This window comes from Pontibacter liquoris (assembly GCF_022758235.1).
Classification (GTDB): Bacteria; Bacteroidota; Bacteroidia; order Cytophagales; family Hymenobacteraceae; genus Pontibacter; species Pontibacter liquoris.
Map to the genome: position 1 here is coordinate 702,627 of NZ_JALEBG010000002.1, position 16,274 is coordinate 718,900.

The window sequence follows — 16,274 nt, forward strand, 5'->3', positions numbered from 1 at the left end:
TCAGGATTTACAGGATTTTAGGATGGGCAGGATTCAATAGGGCATTGATAAGTCAATGCCGGTACTGGCGCAAGCGTCCGCTTGTGCCATACTTTTGCAGAAGCAACCAACAATCAACAACCAACAATAAACAATTACATCAAACAATTTATCCATCCAGCCATTTAACAAACAACCATCAACACCTAACAACCAAAATGCAGCTGCACCTGAAAACGTACGTCCGGCAAGACTTTCTGACCGTGTTTCATGCTTTTGACGAGCAGCTGTTCCGCCGGTTGTCGCCGCCCTACCCGCGCCTGAAACTGCTGCGCTTTGATGGCAGCGAACCCGGCGATGTGGTGGAAGTGGAGCTGCAGACAGGTATAAAGTCCTTCCGCTGGACGAGCCTGATCACGGAGCGAAGTATAACGGCAGCTGGCGCCTTTTTTGTAGACGAGGGACAGGAGTTGCCTCCGCCCCTGCGGTTCTGGCGCCACAAGCACGTGGTGTCTGCTGCCGGCACAGGCGCTTTGATCCATGATGTGATTACCTACAGTACCGGCCACAAAGCCCTCGACCTGCTGCTATACCCGCTCATGCTGGCGCAGTTTAGTATGCGCAAACCCATTTACCGGAAAGTGTTCGGCAAAGTATAAGGCGGACTTCAAACCTTTCCGGTACCCTGCCAGTTAAGCTCAGGAAGTATAAACCTATACCTTGTAGAGATGAAAAAGGCTGCCATTGTGGGCGCAGGTATCGGCGGTATTGCGGCGGCCATCCGGCTGGCCCTGAAAGGCTACGCTGTAATGGTATTTGAAGCAAATGAAAGCTTCGGCGGCAAGCTGCACGAATTCCGGCTGGGCGATTACCGCTTTGATGCCGGCCCCTCGCTGTTTACGTTGCCCCACCTGGTAGATGAGCTCTTTACGCTGGCCGGCCGCAACCCGGCGGATTATTTTACCTACACCCGCCTCGACCCGATCACGCATTATTTCTGGCCTGATGGCAGCCGTTTAAAAGCGTATGCCGCCCCTGAGGCCTTTGCCACCGAAGCCGAGCAGCAATTGGGTGTGCCCCGGGAGCAGGTCCTGCAGGCGCTGATCCGCAGCAGGCGCCTTTACCAGGGCACAGCCGATACGTTCCTGCAAAAATCGCTGCACAAGGTGGGCACCTACCTCAGCTTTGATGTGCTCAAGGCGCTGACCTGCTTGCCGGAGCTGGGCCTGACCACGACCATGCACGGGGCAAACGCCCGCCACTTTCAGGACCCCCGCTTTGTGCAGCTCCTCGACCGCTTTGCCACCTACAACGGGTCCGATCCGTACCAGGCACCGGGCACGCTCAACATCATTCCGCACCTGGAGCATAACATCGGCGCTTTTTACCCCACGGGCGGCATGTATGCCATTGCAAGCAGTTTGGTAAAATTGGCCGAAGAGCTGGGCGTCACGTTCCGGTATAATAAGCCGGTGGCGCAGATTTTAACGGAAGGTAGCCGGGTAACAGGCGTCAGAACCGCTAGCGGCACCTATGCTGCTGCCGTGGTAGTCAGCAACATGGATGTGGTGCCAACCTACCGCAGGCTCCTGGCCGGACATCCGGCACCGGAAAGCACGCTCGGGCAGCCGCGCTCCAGCTCTGCCCTGATCTATTACTGGGGCATCAAACGGCAGTTTCCGGAGCTGCACCTGCACAACATCTTTTTCAGCGGCAACTATAAAACCGAATTTGAGCACATCTTCCGGCACAAGTCCATCAGCCCCGATCCTACCGTGTATGTGAACATCACTTCTAAAATGGAGCCGCAGGATGCACCACCGGACGGTGAAAACTGGTTTGTGATGGTCAACGTACCGCACAATCAGGGGCAGGACTGGGCGCAACTGGTGGCTGTTACACGTGAAACGGTGCTGGAGAAGCTCAGCCGCATGCTTGGAACAGACCTGGCCCCTATGATAGAACACGAACAGGTGCTGGACCCGCTGCTGATCGAAAGCCGCACCTCGTCTTTTGCCGGGGCGTTGTATGGCAGCAGCTCCAACAACCGGGTGGCCGCTTTTTTGCGCCACCCGAATTTCACCTCAAAACTGAAAGGATTATACTTTTGCGGGGGCAGCGTGCATCCCGGCGGCGGCATTCCGTTGTGCCTGCTGTCGGCTAAAATTGTAGGGGACCTGGTGCCGGAGACTTTGTGAAAAGAGAACGAATAATGCTATCTAAAACAACGCCTGCCTCATATGGGGTGCCTGCCGTCATACAAAAATACGCTTTGCCACTGGCCGTGGCGGTGCTGGTCATTTTCCATGCGGTGGGCTTTTGGGGATTGGTCTTTAGCGGGAACCCTGTATACTTTCAGCAGCTCACGCCCATGAACTTGCTGCTCACTAACGGCTTGCTCTTTGCCTTTCACCGCCGCTGGAACCAACCGTTTATACTTTTTGCTGCCGTGGTCTTCCTGGCCGGTTTTCTGGCCGAAGCAGTGGGCGTGCACACCGGGCTGCTCTTTGGCAATTACCGCTATGGCAGCGCCTTAGGGACTAAAGTATGGGAGGTGCCGCTGCTGATCGGGCTCAACTGGCTGCTGCTGGTCTATGTTACGGGGCATCTGAGCAATTTTGCACGGCTGCCTTGGGTGGCAAAAGCGTTGCTGGGTGCCTTGCTGATGGTGCTGCTCGACTTTTTTATGGAACCTGTAGCCATGCAGTATGATTTCTGGAGCTGGCACCATGGGCATGTACCTTTCTCTAACTATGCAGGGTGGTTTGTGCTGGCCTTCCTGCTGCAGCTATACTTCCAGAAAGCCGCCATCTTTAAAGCCAACCGGCTGGCACCCTATGTTTTTCTGGTGCAATTGCTCTTCTTTATAAGCCTGTACATGATGCTGTAGCAACCGCTTTGGCTGGCAAAGAATCTTCCCGTTTACAGGATTTTTTGGGGATAAGAAGTAGCGCTTTCACTATCTTTGCACTGAAAATACGTACCTTCACGCATATCGTCCGGTACAAAACGGAGCTGGCAAGCACATGACTTTTTTAGAGACCATTTTAGAGGAGATTCTGCGCACTTTTAAAGCAGAGGGGATAGAGGCGAACTCAGAGGAAGACATTATCAGGAAACTGGATATCAGGCCTTCTACCTACCACGAGCTTTTCCCGAGCAAAGCGGCCATGGTAAAGCGCGTAGCTCAGTACGATATGGAACAGCAGAAGCAGGAACACGCCCGTTTCCTGGCTACGGCCAAAAGCCCCGTGGAGGAGATCATGCTCCTGCTAAAGGATGGCATCGAAAATATACAGAAAACCAACCCGCTGTATGTTATAGATATGCAGCAGCACTACCCCGAAGTATGGCAGCTGGCACTGGAGCATTTCAACACTTACTCCTATCACGAGGTCCTGAATGTGTTGAACAAGGGCATCATGCAAAACCTGTTCCGTAAGGATGTGAATCTGCAGCTGGTCACCAAAATCATATTGGAGCAGGTAACCATGTTGCTGAACCCGGCTATTTTCCCGCCCGAGCGCTATAACCTGGGCGAAGTTTTCCGGAGCATCTTCCTTTACTATTTGCGGGGCATCTGCACCGACCAGGGAGGCAAGCTGGCTGAAGAGTTTTTCTCCAGACACAACTTATAAAGTATAAAACAAGGTATAAAAACAAAACGGGGCCGCAGGTATCAAACTTGCGGCCCCGTTTTAGTTAATAAGTATACGGGTGTTAGCTGATGGAAACACGCACCTTTTTGGTGTACTCGCGCAAAGCGGTTTTAAAGTCGGTATTGTGGTCCTGCATATGGTTCAGGATCCAGATGGCCGCCATCACGTGCGTGAGCTGTTCGCCTTCATCGGCGCCCTCCACGGTAATTTCGGGGGTTTGCTCTTCCAGGATCGCTTCTTCGGCGGCAACCAGCGCCTCCAGGTTCTGGGTCTCTACCAGGGTTTTTATAACAGGTACTTTCATACGTAATTAAGCCTCAAGTTTATGAATAAGCGTGCGAACCGCATCTTCTTTGCTGGCAGCTACGGTGTCGACCAGTTTGCCATGCTGGAAAATAGCGAAGAAAGGTAAATTGGTAACGCCGGCCAGCTTGCGTGCTTCAGGGTTATTTTCGGCATTCACATCTACAAAGGCGACATCGGTAAACGCCTCGTCGTCGGACATGCGCTTAAACTTAGGGGCAAACAAACGGCAGCTGCCGCACCAGTCGGCATAATATTTTACAACCACTTTCTGGTTGCCGGTTAACACATCATTAAAATCAGTATCAGTTGCTTGTATTACAGCCATAATCTATATTCTTGTTGGTTATAGTTACTACACAGGGATGCTTTAAGCATACTTGCATCAAAAGTAAAGGTTTCAGCTCAAATATGCAGCTTTGCCTATTCTTTGAATAACAAGAACGGGGTCTGTTTTGTTTACACAAAGTTAAATTTTGAGCCGGCCGCAGCAAAAGAAACTATACCACCGTGCTGCTGAGTTATAAGGTAGCACACCTGGCCGCGAAGGAACAACTTTTTCGGTAAAATTGTATAAATGAAAAACAGGCCGAATTTCGTATCTTTGCAGCCTAAAACCAGACGAACACCATGTTAGATAAATTAGAAGCCATCAATCAGCGATTTTTAGAGGTAAGCGACCTGCTAATTCAGCCTGACGTGGCCAGCGACATGAAGAAATTCAAGGCGCTGAACAAAGAATACAAGGATCTGGATAAGATCGTGACCGAATATAAAAAGTACCTTAACATCCTGAGCAATATCGACAATGCCAAGCAGGTAATTGCCACCGAAAAAGACGAGGACTTCCGCGAGATGGCCAAGGAGGAGCTCGATGAGCTGCTGCCTCAGCGCGAGGCAATGGAAGATACGCTCAAGGAGATGCTCATACCCAAAGATCCCAACGATAGCAAAGATATTATCATGGAGATCCGGGCCGGGGCCGGTGGCGACGAGGCGTCTATTTTTGCCGGCGACCTGTACCGCATGTATACCCGCTTTGCCGAGAAAATGGGCTGGCGCACCGAACTGATCGATGCCCAAGAAGGTACGTCGGGTGGCTACAAGGAAATTATTGTGGGCATGTCGGGCGAGGACGTGTATGGCAAGCTGAAATTTGAGTCGGGTGTGCACCGCGTGCAGCGCGTGCCGGCCACCGAAACGCAGGGCCGTATCCATACTTCGGTTGCCTCGGTAGTGGTGTTGCCGGAGGTAGAGGAGTTCGACATCGAGCTTGACATGAACGATATCCGCAAAGACCTGTTCTGCTCTTCCGGACCAGGCGGCCAGTCGGTAAACACGACTTACTCGGCTGTGCGCTTAACGCACCTGCCAACCGGTTTGGTGGCCCAGTGCCAGGACCAGAAATCGCAGCTCAAGAACTTTGATAAAGCCCTGGCGGTGTTACGTTCGCGTATCTATGAGCAGGAGCTGGCCAAGAAGCAGGAAGAAGAAGGTGCCCAGCGCAAGAGCATGGTAGGCGGCGGCGACCGTTCTGATAAGATCCGTACCTACAACTACCCGCAGGGCCGCGTAACCGACCACCGCATTGGCTATACCGTGTATAACCTACCCAACGTAATGGACGGTGGCATCGACGACTTTGTAGAAGAGCTGCGCATTGCTGAAAACGCAGAAAGATTAAAAGAAGGCGTTACAGCGCAGTAAATAACTGAAAACAGGTAACTGTTGCTAAAAGGATGCAGAATGGCACGAATAGCTGCCACTGCATCCTTTTTTATTGTTGATTGTTAAATGGTTTGCTGGCTAAAAGGTTAAATTGCTGAACTGTTGCATGCCTGGTAAGTATAACGGTGCTAATAATTCAACATACTATACTTCCGAAGAACGACAAATCATCAACGCGTAACGAAATTTGAAATACCTGCTGGCCATACTTCCGTTGCTTCTGCTGCTCTCGCTGATTAGTTGCGAGCCGGAGGACGAGCTCATCACCTCCAGCCCCGAGGCTTTGCTCTCCTTCTCCGGCGATACGGTGTTGTTCGATACGGTATTTGTAAGCCAGGGCAGCGTAACCAAGCGCCTGAAGGTCTTCAATCCCAACAAAAAAGCCGTGCGCATCAGCGGCATTACGCTGGCCGGCGCCGCTTCCTCGCCATACCAGCTGCTGATAAACGGCAGGCAAAGCGCCCAGGTACATGACATGGAGCTGCGTGGCAAAGACAGCCTGTACATACTTGTTAAAGTAAACATTAACCCCAACGATGCGAGCCTGCCCTTTTTAGTTGCGGATTCTATCCTTTTTGATACAAACGGGCAGCGGCAGACGGTAAAACTGGTGGCTTATGGGCAAAATGCCTATTTCCATCGCAAAGAAGTAACCGGCACCACCACCTGGCCCAACGACAAGCCCCATGTGCTGCTCGACACGCTGCTGGTGCCGCCTGGCGCAACGCTCACCATCCCCAAAGGCACGCATGTGTATGCCGCCACTAAAGCGGTGCTGCTCGTAAGCGGGCAGCTACTGGTAGCGGGCACGGCCGAAGAGCGGGTAACCTTTAGCGGCTACCGCCGTGAGGCTGATTACCGCACGGCACCCGGCCAATGGGAAGGAATTCGGATACTGGCCAAAAGCGCCGACAACAGTATCCGGTATACGGATATTTACAACACGTTGTATGGCCTTCGCATCGGCAACCCCGGTAAGGGAGGTACGCTGGTAGAGGGATGCAAGGTAGCGCATGCCTTTCTGGATGGCATTGTGGGCTATACGTCTGATGTGAAGGTGGTGAATACGCTCATCTATAATTGCGGGCAGTATAGTTTCGGCGGTTTGGGCGGCGGCCATTACGAGGTGCTCAACTCTACGCTGGTAAATTACGAAAACACCTTGCCCCGTCAGACACCGGCACTGGTGCTGGCCGATTATATTCCCGGAACGGATATAAAGGACCAGCCTACGTCGCTGCGGCTGCTGAACACGATCGTTTACTCCGAAGGCTTTGGGTTTAAGGACGAGGTATTGCTGGAGCCGGGCAAGGACGCTGTGCTGGAGGTAGCCCATAACCTGCTGCGCACAGAAGAGTATAAAGAGCAGCTCAGTGGTAATGGGAACCTCCTGAACGTGGACCCGAAGTTTAAAAAGCCTGCCAAAGCCGATTTCAGCCTCGATACCTTGTCACCAGCCAGTGGCGCCGCCAGGGTACTGCCCGGCATCACCTCCGACTTATTGGGCAAAAAGCGTGATGCTTCCAACCCCGATATCGGCGCGTACGAACGAAGTATAGATTGAGCTTTACTTTTGAATAACTAAATTTTGAATAACTGAATTTAAAGGACTTTAAAGCCATACCCGGTGCATGTACCCGGAGTTCCGTACATTAACTCACTGATACTATTCACACATTCAAAATTCAGTAATTCAAAAGTATACTTATGTGGTTTCAGAAAGAGATCCGGCTGCCGGCCGTAAAACGGGGTTTTCATCTGATCACGGACCTGCTGGTAGCGCAGCTGCCCGAGCTGGAAAGTATAAATACGGGCTTGGCACATGTTTTTATCAAGCATACCTCCGCAAGCTTAACGATAAACGAGGATGCCGACCCGACGGTGCGGGAGGATTTTGAGCGCCACTTCAACCACATGGTGCCGGAGAACCAGCCCTACTACCGCCATACCCTGGAAGGCCCGGACGACATGCCGGCCCACTTGAAAGCAGCTATACTTGGCACCTCCGTTACGGTGCCCATCACCAAAGGGCAACTGAACCTGGGCACCTGGCAGGGCATCTACCTCTGTGAGCACCGCAACCATGCCTCCAAGCGCATGGTGGTGGTAACTCTGCAGGGAGCTTAGGTTTAATTACGAATTGAAGTCAGGCATTTCAAGGAAGTTCTCCTTTAAAGGAAAATGACTTATACCTGTTGACCTCTCAAGGGATGTTATCTGAAGCTGTTTACAAAAGAGCCAGGGTTGTTGGCTCTTTCCTGTGCCCTCTCATCCCCTGCCCCTTCAAAGGGGGCTTTTCGCAAATGATAATATTTACGTTATACCTTCGCTGGCGCGGGTTTGTAACCCGTGTCTTCCATATCCTGTCGGATTTGTAATCCGGCTGGGGCAGCGGCTCCAAGGATAGCCGGTCACAAGTATAGACTTGCCAGCGCAAACTTATCGCTCATACCATTAAAGGAAAGAAGTATGGCGCTAAAAGTGTACATACCAGAGGCGTTAACACAGTAAGTTCATCCCCCTCATTCGGAATTCGGAACTCGTAATTTATATCTCACCTCACCACGGTTACTTTTTTCACGACCGTGCCGTTAGTGCTGGTAAGGTGCAGCAAGTATACGCCGGGCGGCAAGTGGCGTACATCCAGCTGCAGCACCCGGTCACGGACTTCCGCTGTCAGCACCAGCTGGCCGAGCTGATTGCGCATTTCTACCTGGCGTACCAGCACGCGGGCGGGTTGCTCGATGGTGATGTGGTCGGATGCCGGGCTCGGATAAACCACCAGGTCGTTAACGGTCACATGGATGTAACTTTCCTTGGTTTCGGTGCTGCTGTGCGTGCCGTTGGTAATAGTAAGCGAGACGTTATACTTGCCCGGCACCGGATACGTCACTGTTGGGTTAAGTGCGGTGGAAGTACCCGGAATGCCGCCCTCGAACGTCCAGACCCGCGAAACAGCTTTTATACCCTGCGAGGCATCCTGGAAGGTAACCTCGTGCCCGGCTATACTTAAGGTGTCGCTGGGGGCAGCTACTTTGAAATCGGAGCGGAGGGTATTGGAGCAGCCCAGCGACCTTGGAATGGTGCTGCGCACGCTGCTGAGCACGCCCTGCATGTAGGCGGCCTGCCCCTGGGTAAAAAGGTTCATACACGCATCGTCAGTATAATCCATGTAGTTCTGGAACATGTCGCCGTTGGGGCTATCATCACAGGTAATATGTTTTTCGCCGGGGCAGCCGCTGTTTTCTTCCAGTTGGTTGGGGGTATCTGCTATGCCATCAGAGTCGGAGCACGAGGAGCCGTTGCCCCAGATATGCTTCAGGCCAAGCCAGTGGCCCACCTCGTGTGTGCCGGTGCGGCCACCGTTGTAAGCCCAGGTAGCGGTGTTTGCCGGCGACGCGCCAATAGTGGCGAAATGCAGCACCACCCCATCCACATCGGCCGGCGACCCCGGCGTAGTGGCATAGCCCAGCACCTCATTGGCCAGTTCGCAGACCCAGATATTCAGGTACTGGTCCCGGTCCCAGGTATTGGCGCCGCCCTGGGCGGTATACTTCACGTCATCGTTCAAACTAAATTCGGCGCGGCTAGTACGGGTGCGCGTAATGCCGGTGGTTGGGTTTCCTTCCGGGTTGATGGTGGCCAGGCAGAATTCTATTTCCGTATCGGCCGCGTAGGGCAAGAAGTAAGCCGGCGTTTTGGCGGCATCGGCATTCAGTCGCCGGAAATCGGCATTCAGCACGGCCAGCTGGGAGTAAAGCTGCGCATCCGGGATATTCTGCTGCGCGGTGTTATAGACCACATGAAACACCACCGGAACCGTGATGGCGCCGGCCTTGCGCAGGTTCTGCCCCCGGGGCTTTGCCTCCAACACCTGCTGCACGGCCTGCGCTGCCTGTTGCTGCATCTGGGTTACTCCAGGCCGCTGGTGCTGCAGGTAAAGCAGGTAGGTGTCGATGGCGCAGTTACGTCCCTTGCCCGGTAGCTTACCGGTGCCTTGTGCATATGCTGTGCAGGCCCAGGCAAAAGCAAAAAGAAGGGAAAGTATACTGGTGCGCATCAATAGGCTTTGTTAGGAAACAAGGGCAGCTGCTAAAGCTCAGCCATGCAAGATACGAAATTTATGCGTTTATCCCGGGTAAGCCCGTGAGGTATAATAGGTTACAAGGTAGCATCTACGCGGTACGTGAGCGTATCGCCGAAGATAAGTTTCTGGGTGCCCTCTACCCGGTAGCCGCTGAGGTTGCCCGTTGCCGGGTCTGCGGTGAGTTGCAGCTGGCGGCGGGTAAAGAACAGGACATTCCGGTCCTGCACCAGGGCCTGCAGTTGCTCCAGGTGTCGGTCCGGGCTGATGCGCAGGTACAGGTGTTGCACCAGCGCCTCGGCATCGGGCAGCCGGGTATAACGGATAGCCGTGCTGCCATCGGACAGGGTACTGTCGGAGCGGGTATAATACTCCTGTAAGGTGGGCTTGTTCAGGTTCAGCTCCTGGAACATGGCCAGTTCTTTCTCCCAATTCAGCTGCGTCGTTTCTGTGGTCTCAGCGGCTTTGTCCCTTGTTTTTACCGATTTCAGCACCATGGGCTGCTCCCGCTGCAGGCGCTGGATCTGCTCTTGCAGGTAGGCGCTCAGGTTGTAAGCGCCCTTGTCTTCGCTGCCGGTAGCAGGCGGTACAGGGCGCTCACAAGCCGTAATGCTTCCCAGCAACAGGCACAGCAGGCTTAAGGAGAAATACCTGGCCATAGGGCTGTTATTTATCAATTAAAGAGGTTCCGGTCATTTCCTGGGGTTGCGGCAGGCCCATCAGCTCGAGGATGGTCGGGGCAATGTCGCCCAGCTTGCCTTCGTGCAGCGTACCTTTAAAGTCGTTGCTCACCAGGATGCAAGGTACCAGGTTGGTTGTGTGCGCGGTGTTTGGCGTGCCATCCGGATTTACCATGAAATCGGCATTGCCGTGGTCTGCAATAATAATGCTGTCATACCCATTGTTCAGGGCGGTGGTCACCACTTTCTCGGCACACTGGTCTGTTACCTCGCAGGCTTTCACCACAGCCTCGAACACACCCGTATGGCCCACCATGTCGGGGTTGGCAAAGTTAAGGCAGATAAAGTCGGCTGATCGCTTTTCCAGCTCCGGCACGATGGCATCGCGGAGGTCGGCCGCGCTCATCTCCGGCTTCAGGTCATAAGTAGCCACTTTTGGCGAAGGGCACATCAGGCGTCTTTCGCCCTGGAACTCGGTCTCGCGGCCGCCCGAGAAGAAGAAGGTCACGTGCGGGTACTTTTCCGTTTCGGCAATCCGGATCTGCGTTTTGCCGGCTTTGGCCAGCACCTCGCCCAGCGTATTGTTCAGGTTATCTTTTTCAAAAATGGCTTCTACCCCTACAAATGTTTCATCGTAGGTGGTCATGGTAATATAATGCAGGTCTAGCTTGTGCATGTCCTGCTCCGGGAAATCGCGCTGGGTAAGTGCCTGTGTAATTTCGCGGCCCCGGTCGGTGCGGAAGTTAAAGCAGATCACCACATCGCCGTCTTTGATGGTGGCAATCGGTTCGCCGGCATCGGTCACTTTCACGATCGGCTTGATGAATTCATCTGTCACGCCGGCGTTGTAAGAGTCCAGCATCGATTTGATGAGGTTCTGCGAAGGCTCACCCTGTCCTTTCACCAGCAGGTCGTAAGCCAGTTTCACGCGCTCCCAACGGTTGTCGCGGTCCATGGCGTAGTAGCGGCCCACAATAGAGGCGATGGTGCCGGAGCTATTCTCCAGGTGCTGCTCCAGTTCGTTGATATACTTTACGCCCCCCTTAGGGTCGGTGTCGCGGCCATCGGTAAAAGCATGGATATACACATCGCGGAGCTCCTGGTCGTAGGCAGCTGAGCAAAGGGCTTTCAGGTGGTTGATGTGCGAGTGCACGCCGCCATCTGATAAAAGGCCGATCAGGTGCACCGGCTTTTTGTTTTCTTTGGCATAAGCAAACGCATTGGCCAGCACAGGTATGCTGTTTAGCTTGCGTTCGGCAATGGCTTTGTTAATGCGCACCAGGTCCTGGTATACTACGCGGCCGGCGCCCAGGTTCATGTGGCCTACCTCGGAGTTGCCCATCTGGCCTTCGGGCAAACCTACCGCCTCGCCGGAAGCCTGCAGCCGGGTGGTAGGATATTTTTGAAGTATAGAGTCCATAAAGGGCGTGTGGGCTTTTGCAATGGCCGACACCTCCGGATGCGTCGCGATGCCCCACCCGTCTAAAATCACTAAAATTACCTTCTTATCCATGGGGCAAATATAACTATAATCTTTCAAAGGGCGAATGATTCTATCCGGCTGTCGGGCTGTTGGCTACAGGGTGCGCCGTTTATAAGAAACGCTCTATAACGGCTACTGCTGCAGCGGCAGCAAGGTTCTGCCCAAGCAGGTTTAATTTTCAGACTGCCGGCACAATACATATATAGCTCCCAAACAGTATTTATTTCAACTTCTATTTCATACCTTGTTACTTGGCATAGTTTTAGCTTCTAAGAGTGCAAGATCACAAACATCATTTATGAGAACAGTTAGACATATTGTAGTAGCGTGCACATTGTTATTAGTAGCCACCTTTTTTACAGCCGGCCCGGCTGCAGCCCAGGGCGATGTGATGGGCAACGTAAAGGCTGCCATGAAGATCGGCTCGGCCAAAGACCTGGCCCGCAACTTCAGCAACGTGGTGGAAATTACACTGGATGGCGCCGATGCTACAAGTTACAGCAATACGCAGGCGGAGTTTGTGATGAAGAACTTTTTCAGCAAAAACACGCCCGTTGATTTCTCGGTAAACCACGACGGTACTTCCGAAAAAGGGCAGTTGTACGCCATTGGTACCTATACGGCTAAGAACGGTTCGTACACGGTGCTGATCCGCATGAAGGCGGCAGGCGGTAAATACCAGATCCATTCCATGAACTTTATCAAAGACTAAGATTATATTCAGGATATTTTTGAAAGGCCCGGCGTTAATACCGGGCCTTTTTTTATTTTTGCACTGTGAAAGCTTCTTATCTGACCGAACAAAGTATAAATGAGTTTATTGCGCGCGCGCTAACCGAAGATGTGGGCGACGGCGATCACTCGTCGCTGGCTTCTATTCCGGCAGATGCGCAGAACCAGGCCCGCCTGCTGGTAAAAGGCGATGGCATACTGGCAGGTGTAGAACTGGCCGGCTATATCTTTAAAGCCGTAGACCCTGCCCTGGCGGTAGAAGTCCTGCTGCCCGACGGGGCGGAGGTAAAGTATGGCGATGTGGCCCTGACGGTAAAAGGAAACGCGCAAGCCATCCTGACTGCCGAGCGCCTGGTACTTAATTGCATGCAGCGCATGAGCGGCATTGCTACGTATACCCGCCACATGGTGCAACTCATCGAAGGCACCGGCGCCCGGCTGCTGGACACGCGCAAGACCACGCCCAACTTCCGGATGATGGAAAAATGGGCTGTGCTGATCGGCGGCGGCGTAAACCACCGCTACGGGCTGTTCGATATGATCATCCTGAAAGACAACCACGTGGATTATGCCGGTGGCATCCGCGAGGCCATTACCGCTACCAAGCGTTACCTGCAGCAGAAAGGCAAAGACCTGAAGATCGAAGTAGAGACCCGCACGCTGGCCGAGGTGCAGGAGGCACTCGAAACAGGCGGCATCGACCGCATTATGCTCGATAACATGGCCCCGGCCATGATGCGCGAAGCGGTAGCCCTGATCGGAGGCCGCTACGAGACGGAAGCCTCAGGCGGCATTACGGAGCAAACCATACAGCAGGTGGCCGAGTGCGGCGTAGATTATATTTCCGTTGGTGCCCTCACGCACTCCATTAAAAGTATGGACCTGAGTTTAAAGGCATTCTAAAATAAAGTACCTTTGCCCCACGCTTTCGCGGCAAACGGGACATTCCTGATTTTTCTCTGCTTCAGGGGCCGGTGGGGTGATAATTTGCAGAGAATAGCATTACCATAGTTTTTTAGTTTATGCAGCAACCAAACCAACGCGGTTTTCGGGCACAGCAGGGAGCATCTCCGCTGGCCATTCGTACCAAAAAATATCAGCTCGATAAGAAAGTATACACCAACATGGCGCTAAAGCAAGTATGGCGCAAAGACTGGTGGTATGCCCTTATTCCGCTTGTGATCCTGCTTCTGCCGGCCCTGTTTAGCTTTTCGTGGTGGTGGGTAGCAGCAGCCGTAGTCGTTACGATTCTGTTTATTCTGCTGCGCTCGGCACAGGTAATGGGCGTAACGCAGGTAGAGCAGGGCGATGTGCTATTCGAAAAACTGAACTACGAGATAGACCAGCGCCAGATCCTGATGAAGCGCAATGAGCGCGAGGGAATGGCCCTGAACTGGGATATGATTCAGAAAGCTCGTAAAGAGAACGATGCCTACATGCTGTGGCTCAAGCCCGCTACCGGCGAGCAGTTGCCCAAAGGCTGGAAAGGCTGGCTGGCCAAAACGTTTCAGGTGCCTATTTTTATCTACCTGCCGTTCCGCATCTTTACCGGGCCTAACGATGTGAAGCTGATGGAAAGCATGCTGCGCCGCAAGAACTTTCTGGCCTAACTCACGGATTCGTAAAATAGATCGTATAAATCCTTTATTTGATAAGGGATTGATAATTAAAAGTATAAATACAGCAACGATGAATAAGAACGTAGTAGTTTTAGCCGCCGCATGCGGCTTGTTTATGGTTTCCTGCGATACGCCTTCTGACCTGAGACCAGACGAGAAAGTATCTGTGGATGTGGTGGAGCCGGGCACCCGCGATACCTACAATGTAGGAGAAGTAAACTCGATTTACGGCGAGAATAAAAAAGAGAAAGTGATGCCGGTCGGCGACATGGGCGGAAACAGTATCCAGGCAGGCGACGACACCACCTCGCAGCGCACAGAGACCAACACAGCCGAAGGTGCCGACAAACATTAATCGTTAGCCATTGTGTTTTCAAAAGCCTGCCATTGCGTTTAGGGCGTTGTGGCAGGCTTTTTTGTGCCCGGCCATTAAACCTGTGCCGGGTAGCCGCAGGTGGGGATGTTCTGGAATTTAAAGCTATCTTTGCAGCACAATTGCTTTTAACATGCCCATGGACCAACAGGACGAATGGTTTAGTACCTGGTTCGACTCTCCTTATTACCACATCCTCTATCATAACCGCGATGCTTCTGAGGCGCGCCAGTTTATAGATAAGCTGCTGGCCTACCTGCATCCCAAACCACACGAGAAGATACTGGACCTGGCCTGTGGCAAAGGCCGCCATTCGGTTTACCTCAGCCAGAAAGGCTACGATGTTACGGGCATCGACCTCTCGGAACAAAGTATAGCCTATGCCAAACAGTTTGAGCGCGAGCACCTGCACTTTGCCGTACACGACATGCGGGAAGTATACCAGCCCGAGACCTTCGATTTTATACTAAACCTGTTTACCAGTTTCGGGTACTTTGATAACGAAACCGAAAACGTAGTGGCCCTGGTGGCCGCGACGCAAAGCCTCAAACACGGGGGCAAGCTGGTCATCGACTTCATGAATACCGATCAGACCATAGCCGGGCTGATAACGGAGGAGGAAAAGGTAGTGGAGGGCATCACCTTTAAGATCCACAGGGGCGTAGAGCATGGCTTTATCGTGAAGACCATCCGCTTTACCGACCAGGGCCGCGATTATTGTTTTCAAGAGCGGGTGCGGGCCCTGCGCGAAGAAGATTTCCTGGAATACTTCCAGATGACGCAGCTGCGGCTGGTAGAGGTGTTCGGCGATTACAACCTAAATGCCTACGATCGCGATAAAAGCGAGCGGATGATCTTTGTGCTAAAGAAATAAATTGATGGTATTAGCCATACTTGTCTTGTTTTTTGCGGTGGTTGTGTCGGGGTTGCTGGTCAAGGTCTTTCCGCCGGCCAAGTCGCTGTGGCTGAAGCTGGCACTGGCTTTTAGCGGCGCCTACCTGTTCACCATCACCATCATTCACCTGCTGCCCGATGTGCTGCAGAACAGCCCCAACCCGCAGGCAGTAGGCTATTGGGTATTGGCAGGCTTTTTTCTGCAGCTGGTACTCGAGCTATTCTCGCAGGGCGTAGAGCATGGCCACATTCATACCCATACCCACGAACACGGCCGCATCGGCTCCATGCCTTTTCTGCTGCTGGGCTCACTGCTGGTGCATTCGTTTCTGGAAGGAAGCATTCTGGTGCAGCCGGCAAGCCAGCACCTGGGACATGCACACCAGCAGCAAAGCAGCTTTTACTTGGTACTGCTGGGAGTGGCGCTGCACCACATCCCGGCCGGTTTTGCGCTGATGTCGGTGTTGCTTTCGCGACTGGAGAACTTCCGGAAAGCGTTTTTATGGCTGCTGCTATTTGCGCTGGGCTCTCCGCTGGGTATTCTGGTTAGCAACCTGCTGCTGAACGAAGCTCCCAACGGCGCGGTGTACACCGCCCTGACGGGCCTGGTAGCGGGTAACTTCCTACATATTTCCACCACCATTCTTTTTGAAACCAGCCCCGAGCACCACGTGAACCGCAACAAACTGGTGGCTACCCTGCTGGGCCTGCTGCTGGCACTGGGCAGCAACCTGCTCTAA

The 16,274-nt window shown here is 53.1% G+C and carries 18 protein-coding genes; 13 read left to right on the top strand and 5 right to left on the bottom strand.

Annotated elements, in window-relative coordinates; genetic code table 11:
• The first annotated feature begins 197 nt into the window (after positions 1-197).
• From LWL52_RS16315 to LWL52_RS16330, 4 genes are all read left to right on the top strand, one after another.
• On the top strand, positions 198-638 hold the full coding sequence (locus LWL52_RS16315; RefSeq protein WP_242921857.1) for an SRPBCC family protein: 441 nt from the start codon (positions 198-200) through the stop codon (positions 636-638).
• A gap of 69 nt (positions 639-707) precedes the next feature.
• Positions 708-2,177: a 1-hydroxycarotenoid 3,4-desaturase CrtD gene (crtD, locus tag LWL52_RS16320; protein WP_242921859.1), complete on the top strand. Its 1,470-nt coding sequence runs from the start codon at positions 708-710 to the stop codon at positions 2,175-2,177.
• 14 nt (positions 2,178-2,191) lie between these two features.
• Positions 2,192-2,869 (top strand): carotenoid biosynthesis protein, encoded by a 678-nt coding sequence (locus tag LWL52_RS16325; RefSeq protein ID WP_242921861.1) that lies wholly within the window; start codon positions 2,192-2,194, stop codon positions 2,867-2,869.
• Positions 2,870-3,005: 136 nt separating this feature from the next.
• Entirely contained in the window at positions 3,006-3,617 is a 612-nt protein-coding gene (locus LWL52_RS16330; RefSeq protein ID WP_242921863.1) for a TetR/AcrR family transcriptional regulator, read from the top strand.
• 82 nt (positions 3,618-3,699) lie between these two features.
• Here LWL52_RS16330 and LWL52_RS16335 read toward each other — a convergent pair whose 3' ends face one another.
• Both LWL52_RS16335 and LWL52_RS16340 read right to left on the bottom strand, forming a co-directional pair.
• Positions 3,700-3,942, bottom strand: coding sequence for a DUF6952 family protein (locus LWL52_RS16335; protein WP_242921865.1), 243 nt, complete (start codon positions 3,940-3,942; stop codon positions 3,700-3,702).
• A gap of 6 nt (positions 3,943-3,948) precedes the next feature.
• Complete coding sequence (locus LWL52_RS16340; protein WP_242921867.1) at positions 3,949-4,269, bottom strand: thioredoxin family protein; 321 nt, start codon at positions 4,267-4,269, stop codon at positions 3,949-3,951.
• A gap of 302 nt (positions 4,270-4,571) precedes the next feature.
• Here LWL52_RS16340 and prfA point away from each other — a divergent pair, with 302 nt between their 5' ends.
• From prfA to LWL52_RS16355, 3 genes are all read left to right on the top strand, one after another.
• Positions 4,572-5,648, top strand: coding sequence for a peptide chain release factor 1 (gene prfA, locus LWL52_RS16345; RefSeq protein WP_242921869.1), 1,077 nt, complete (start codon positions 4,572-4,574; stop codon positions 5,646-5,648).
• A gap of 208 nt (positions 5,649-5,856) precedes the next feature.
• Positions 5,857-7,233 (top strand): right-handed parallel beta-helix repeat-containing protein, encoded by a 1,377-nt coding sequence (locus LWL52_RS16350; RefSeq protein WP_242921871.1) that lies wholly within the window; start codon positions 5,857-5,859, stop codon positions 7,231-7,233.
• A 143-nt stretch (positions 7,234-7,376) separates the two neighbouring features.
• Positions 7,377-7,796 carry a secondary thiamine-phosphate synthase enzyme YjbQ gene (locus LWL52_RS16355; protein WP_242921873.1) on the top strand — a complete coding sequence of 140 codons (420 nt, stop codon included), beginning with the start codon at positions 7,377-7,379 and terminating at the stop codon, positions 7,794-7,796.
• Between the two features lie 427 nt (positions 7,797-8,223).
• Here LWL52_RS16355 and LWL52_RS16360 read toward each other — a convergent pair whose 3' ends face one another.
• The 3 genes from LWL52_RS16360 to gpmI form a co-directional block, all read right to left on the bottom strand.
• The gene (locus LWL52_RS16360) at positions 8,224-9,729 is read right to left on the bottom strand and encodes a M43 family zinc metalloprotease (RefSeq protein ID WP_242921881.1); all 1,506 of its coding nucleotides are present in this window, start codon (positions 9,727-9,729) and stop codon (positions 8,224-8,226) included.
• 101 nt (positions 9,730-9,830) lie between these two features.
• Positions 9,831-10,412: a hypothetical protein gene (locus tag LWL52_RS16365; protein ID WP_242921883.1), complete on the bottom strand. Its 582-nt coding sequence runs from the start codon at positions 10,410-10,412 to the stop codon at positions 9,831-9,833.
• A 7-nt stretch (positions 10,413-10,419) separates the two neighbouring features.
• The gene (gene gpmI, locus LWL52_RS16370; protein ID WP_242921886.1) at positions 10,420-11,946 is read right to left on the bottom strand and encodes a 2,3-bisphosphoglycerate-independent phosphoglycerate mutase; all 1,527 of its coding nucleotides are present in this window, start codon (positions 11,944-11,946) and stop codon (positions 10,420-10,422) included.
• 268 nt (positions 11,947-12,214) lie between these two features.
• Here gpmI and LWL52_RS16375 point away from each other — a divergent pair, with 268 nt between their 5' ends.
• From LWL52_RS16375 to LWL52_RS16400, 6 genes are all read left to right on the top strand, one after another.
• A complete protein-coding gene (locus LWL52_RS16375; RefSeq protein ID WP_242921888.1) occupies positions 12,215-12,628 on the top strand; it encodes a DUF4783 domain-containing protein in 414 nt (137 codons plus the stop codon).
• Positions 12,629-12,693: 65 nt separating this feature from the next.
• Positions 12,694-13,551, top strand: coding sequence for a carboxylating nicotinate-nucleotide diphosphorylase (gene nadC, locus LWL52_RS16380; protein WP_242921890.1), 858 nt, complete (start codon positions 12,694-12,696; stop codon positions 13,549-13,551).
• Positions 13,552-13,670: 119 nt separating this feature from the next.
• The gene (locus LWL52_RS16385) at positions 13,671-14,258 is read left to right on the top strand and encodes a hypothetical protein (RefSeq protein WP_242921892.1); all 588 of its coding nucleotides are present in this window, start codon (positions 13,671-13,673) and stop codon (positions 14,256-14,258) included.
• Positions 14,259-14,337: 79 nt separating this feature from the next.
• The gene (locus tag LWL52_RS16390) at positions 14,338-14,622 is read left to right on the top strand and encodes a hypothetical protein (RefSeq protein ID WP_242921894.1); all 285 of its coding nucleotides are present in this window, start codon (positions 14,338-14,340) and stop codon (positions 14,620-14,622) included.
• A gap of 151 nt (positions 14,623-14,773) precedes the next feature.
• Entirely contained in the window at positions 14,774-15,514 is a 741-nt protein-coding gene (locus LWL52_RS16395; protein ID WP_367615719.1) for an SAM-dependent methyltransferase, read from the top strand.
• Positions 15,515-15,518: 4 nt separating this feature from the next.
• Positions 15,519-16,274, top strand: coding sequence for a ZIP family metal transporter (locus LWL52_RS16400; RefSeq protein WP_242921897.1), 756 nt, complete (start codon positions 15,519-15,521; stop codon positions 16,272-16,274).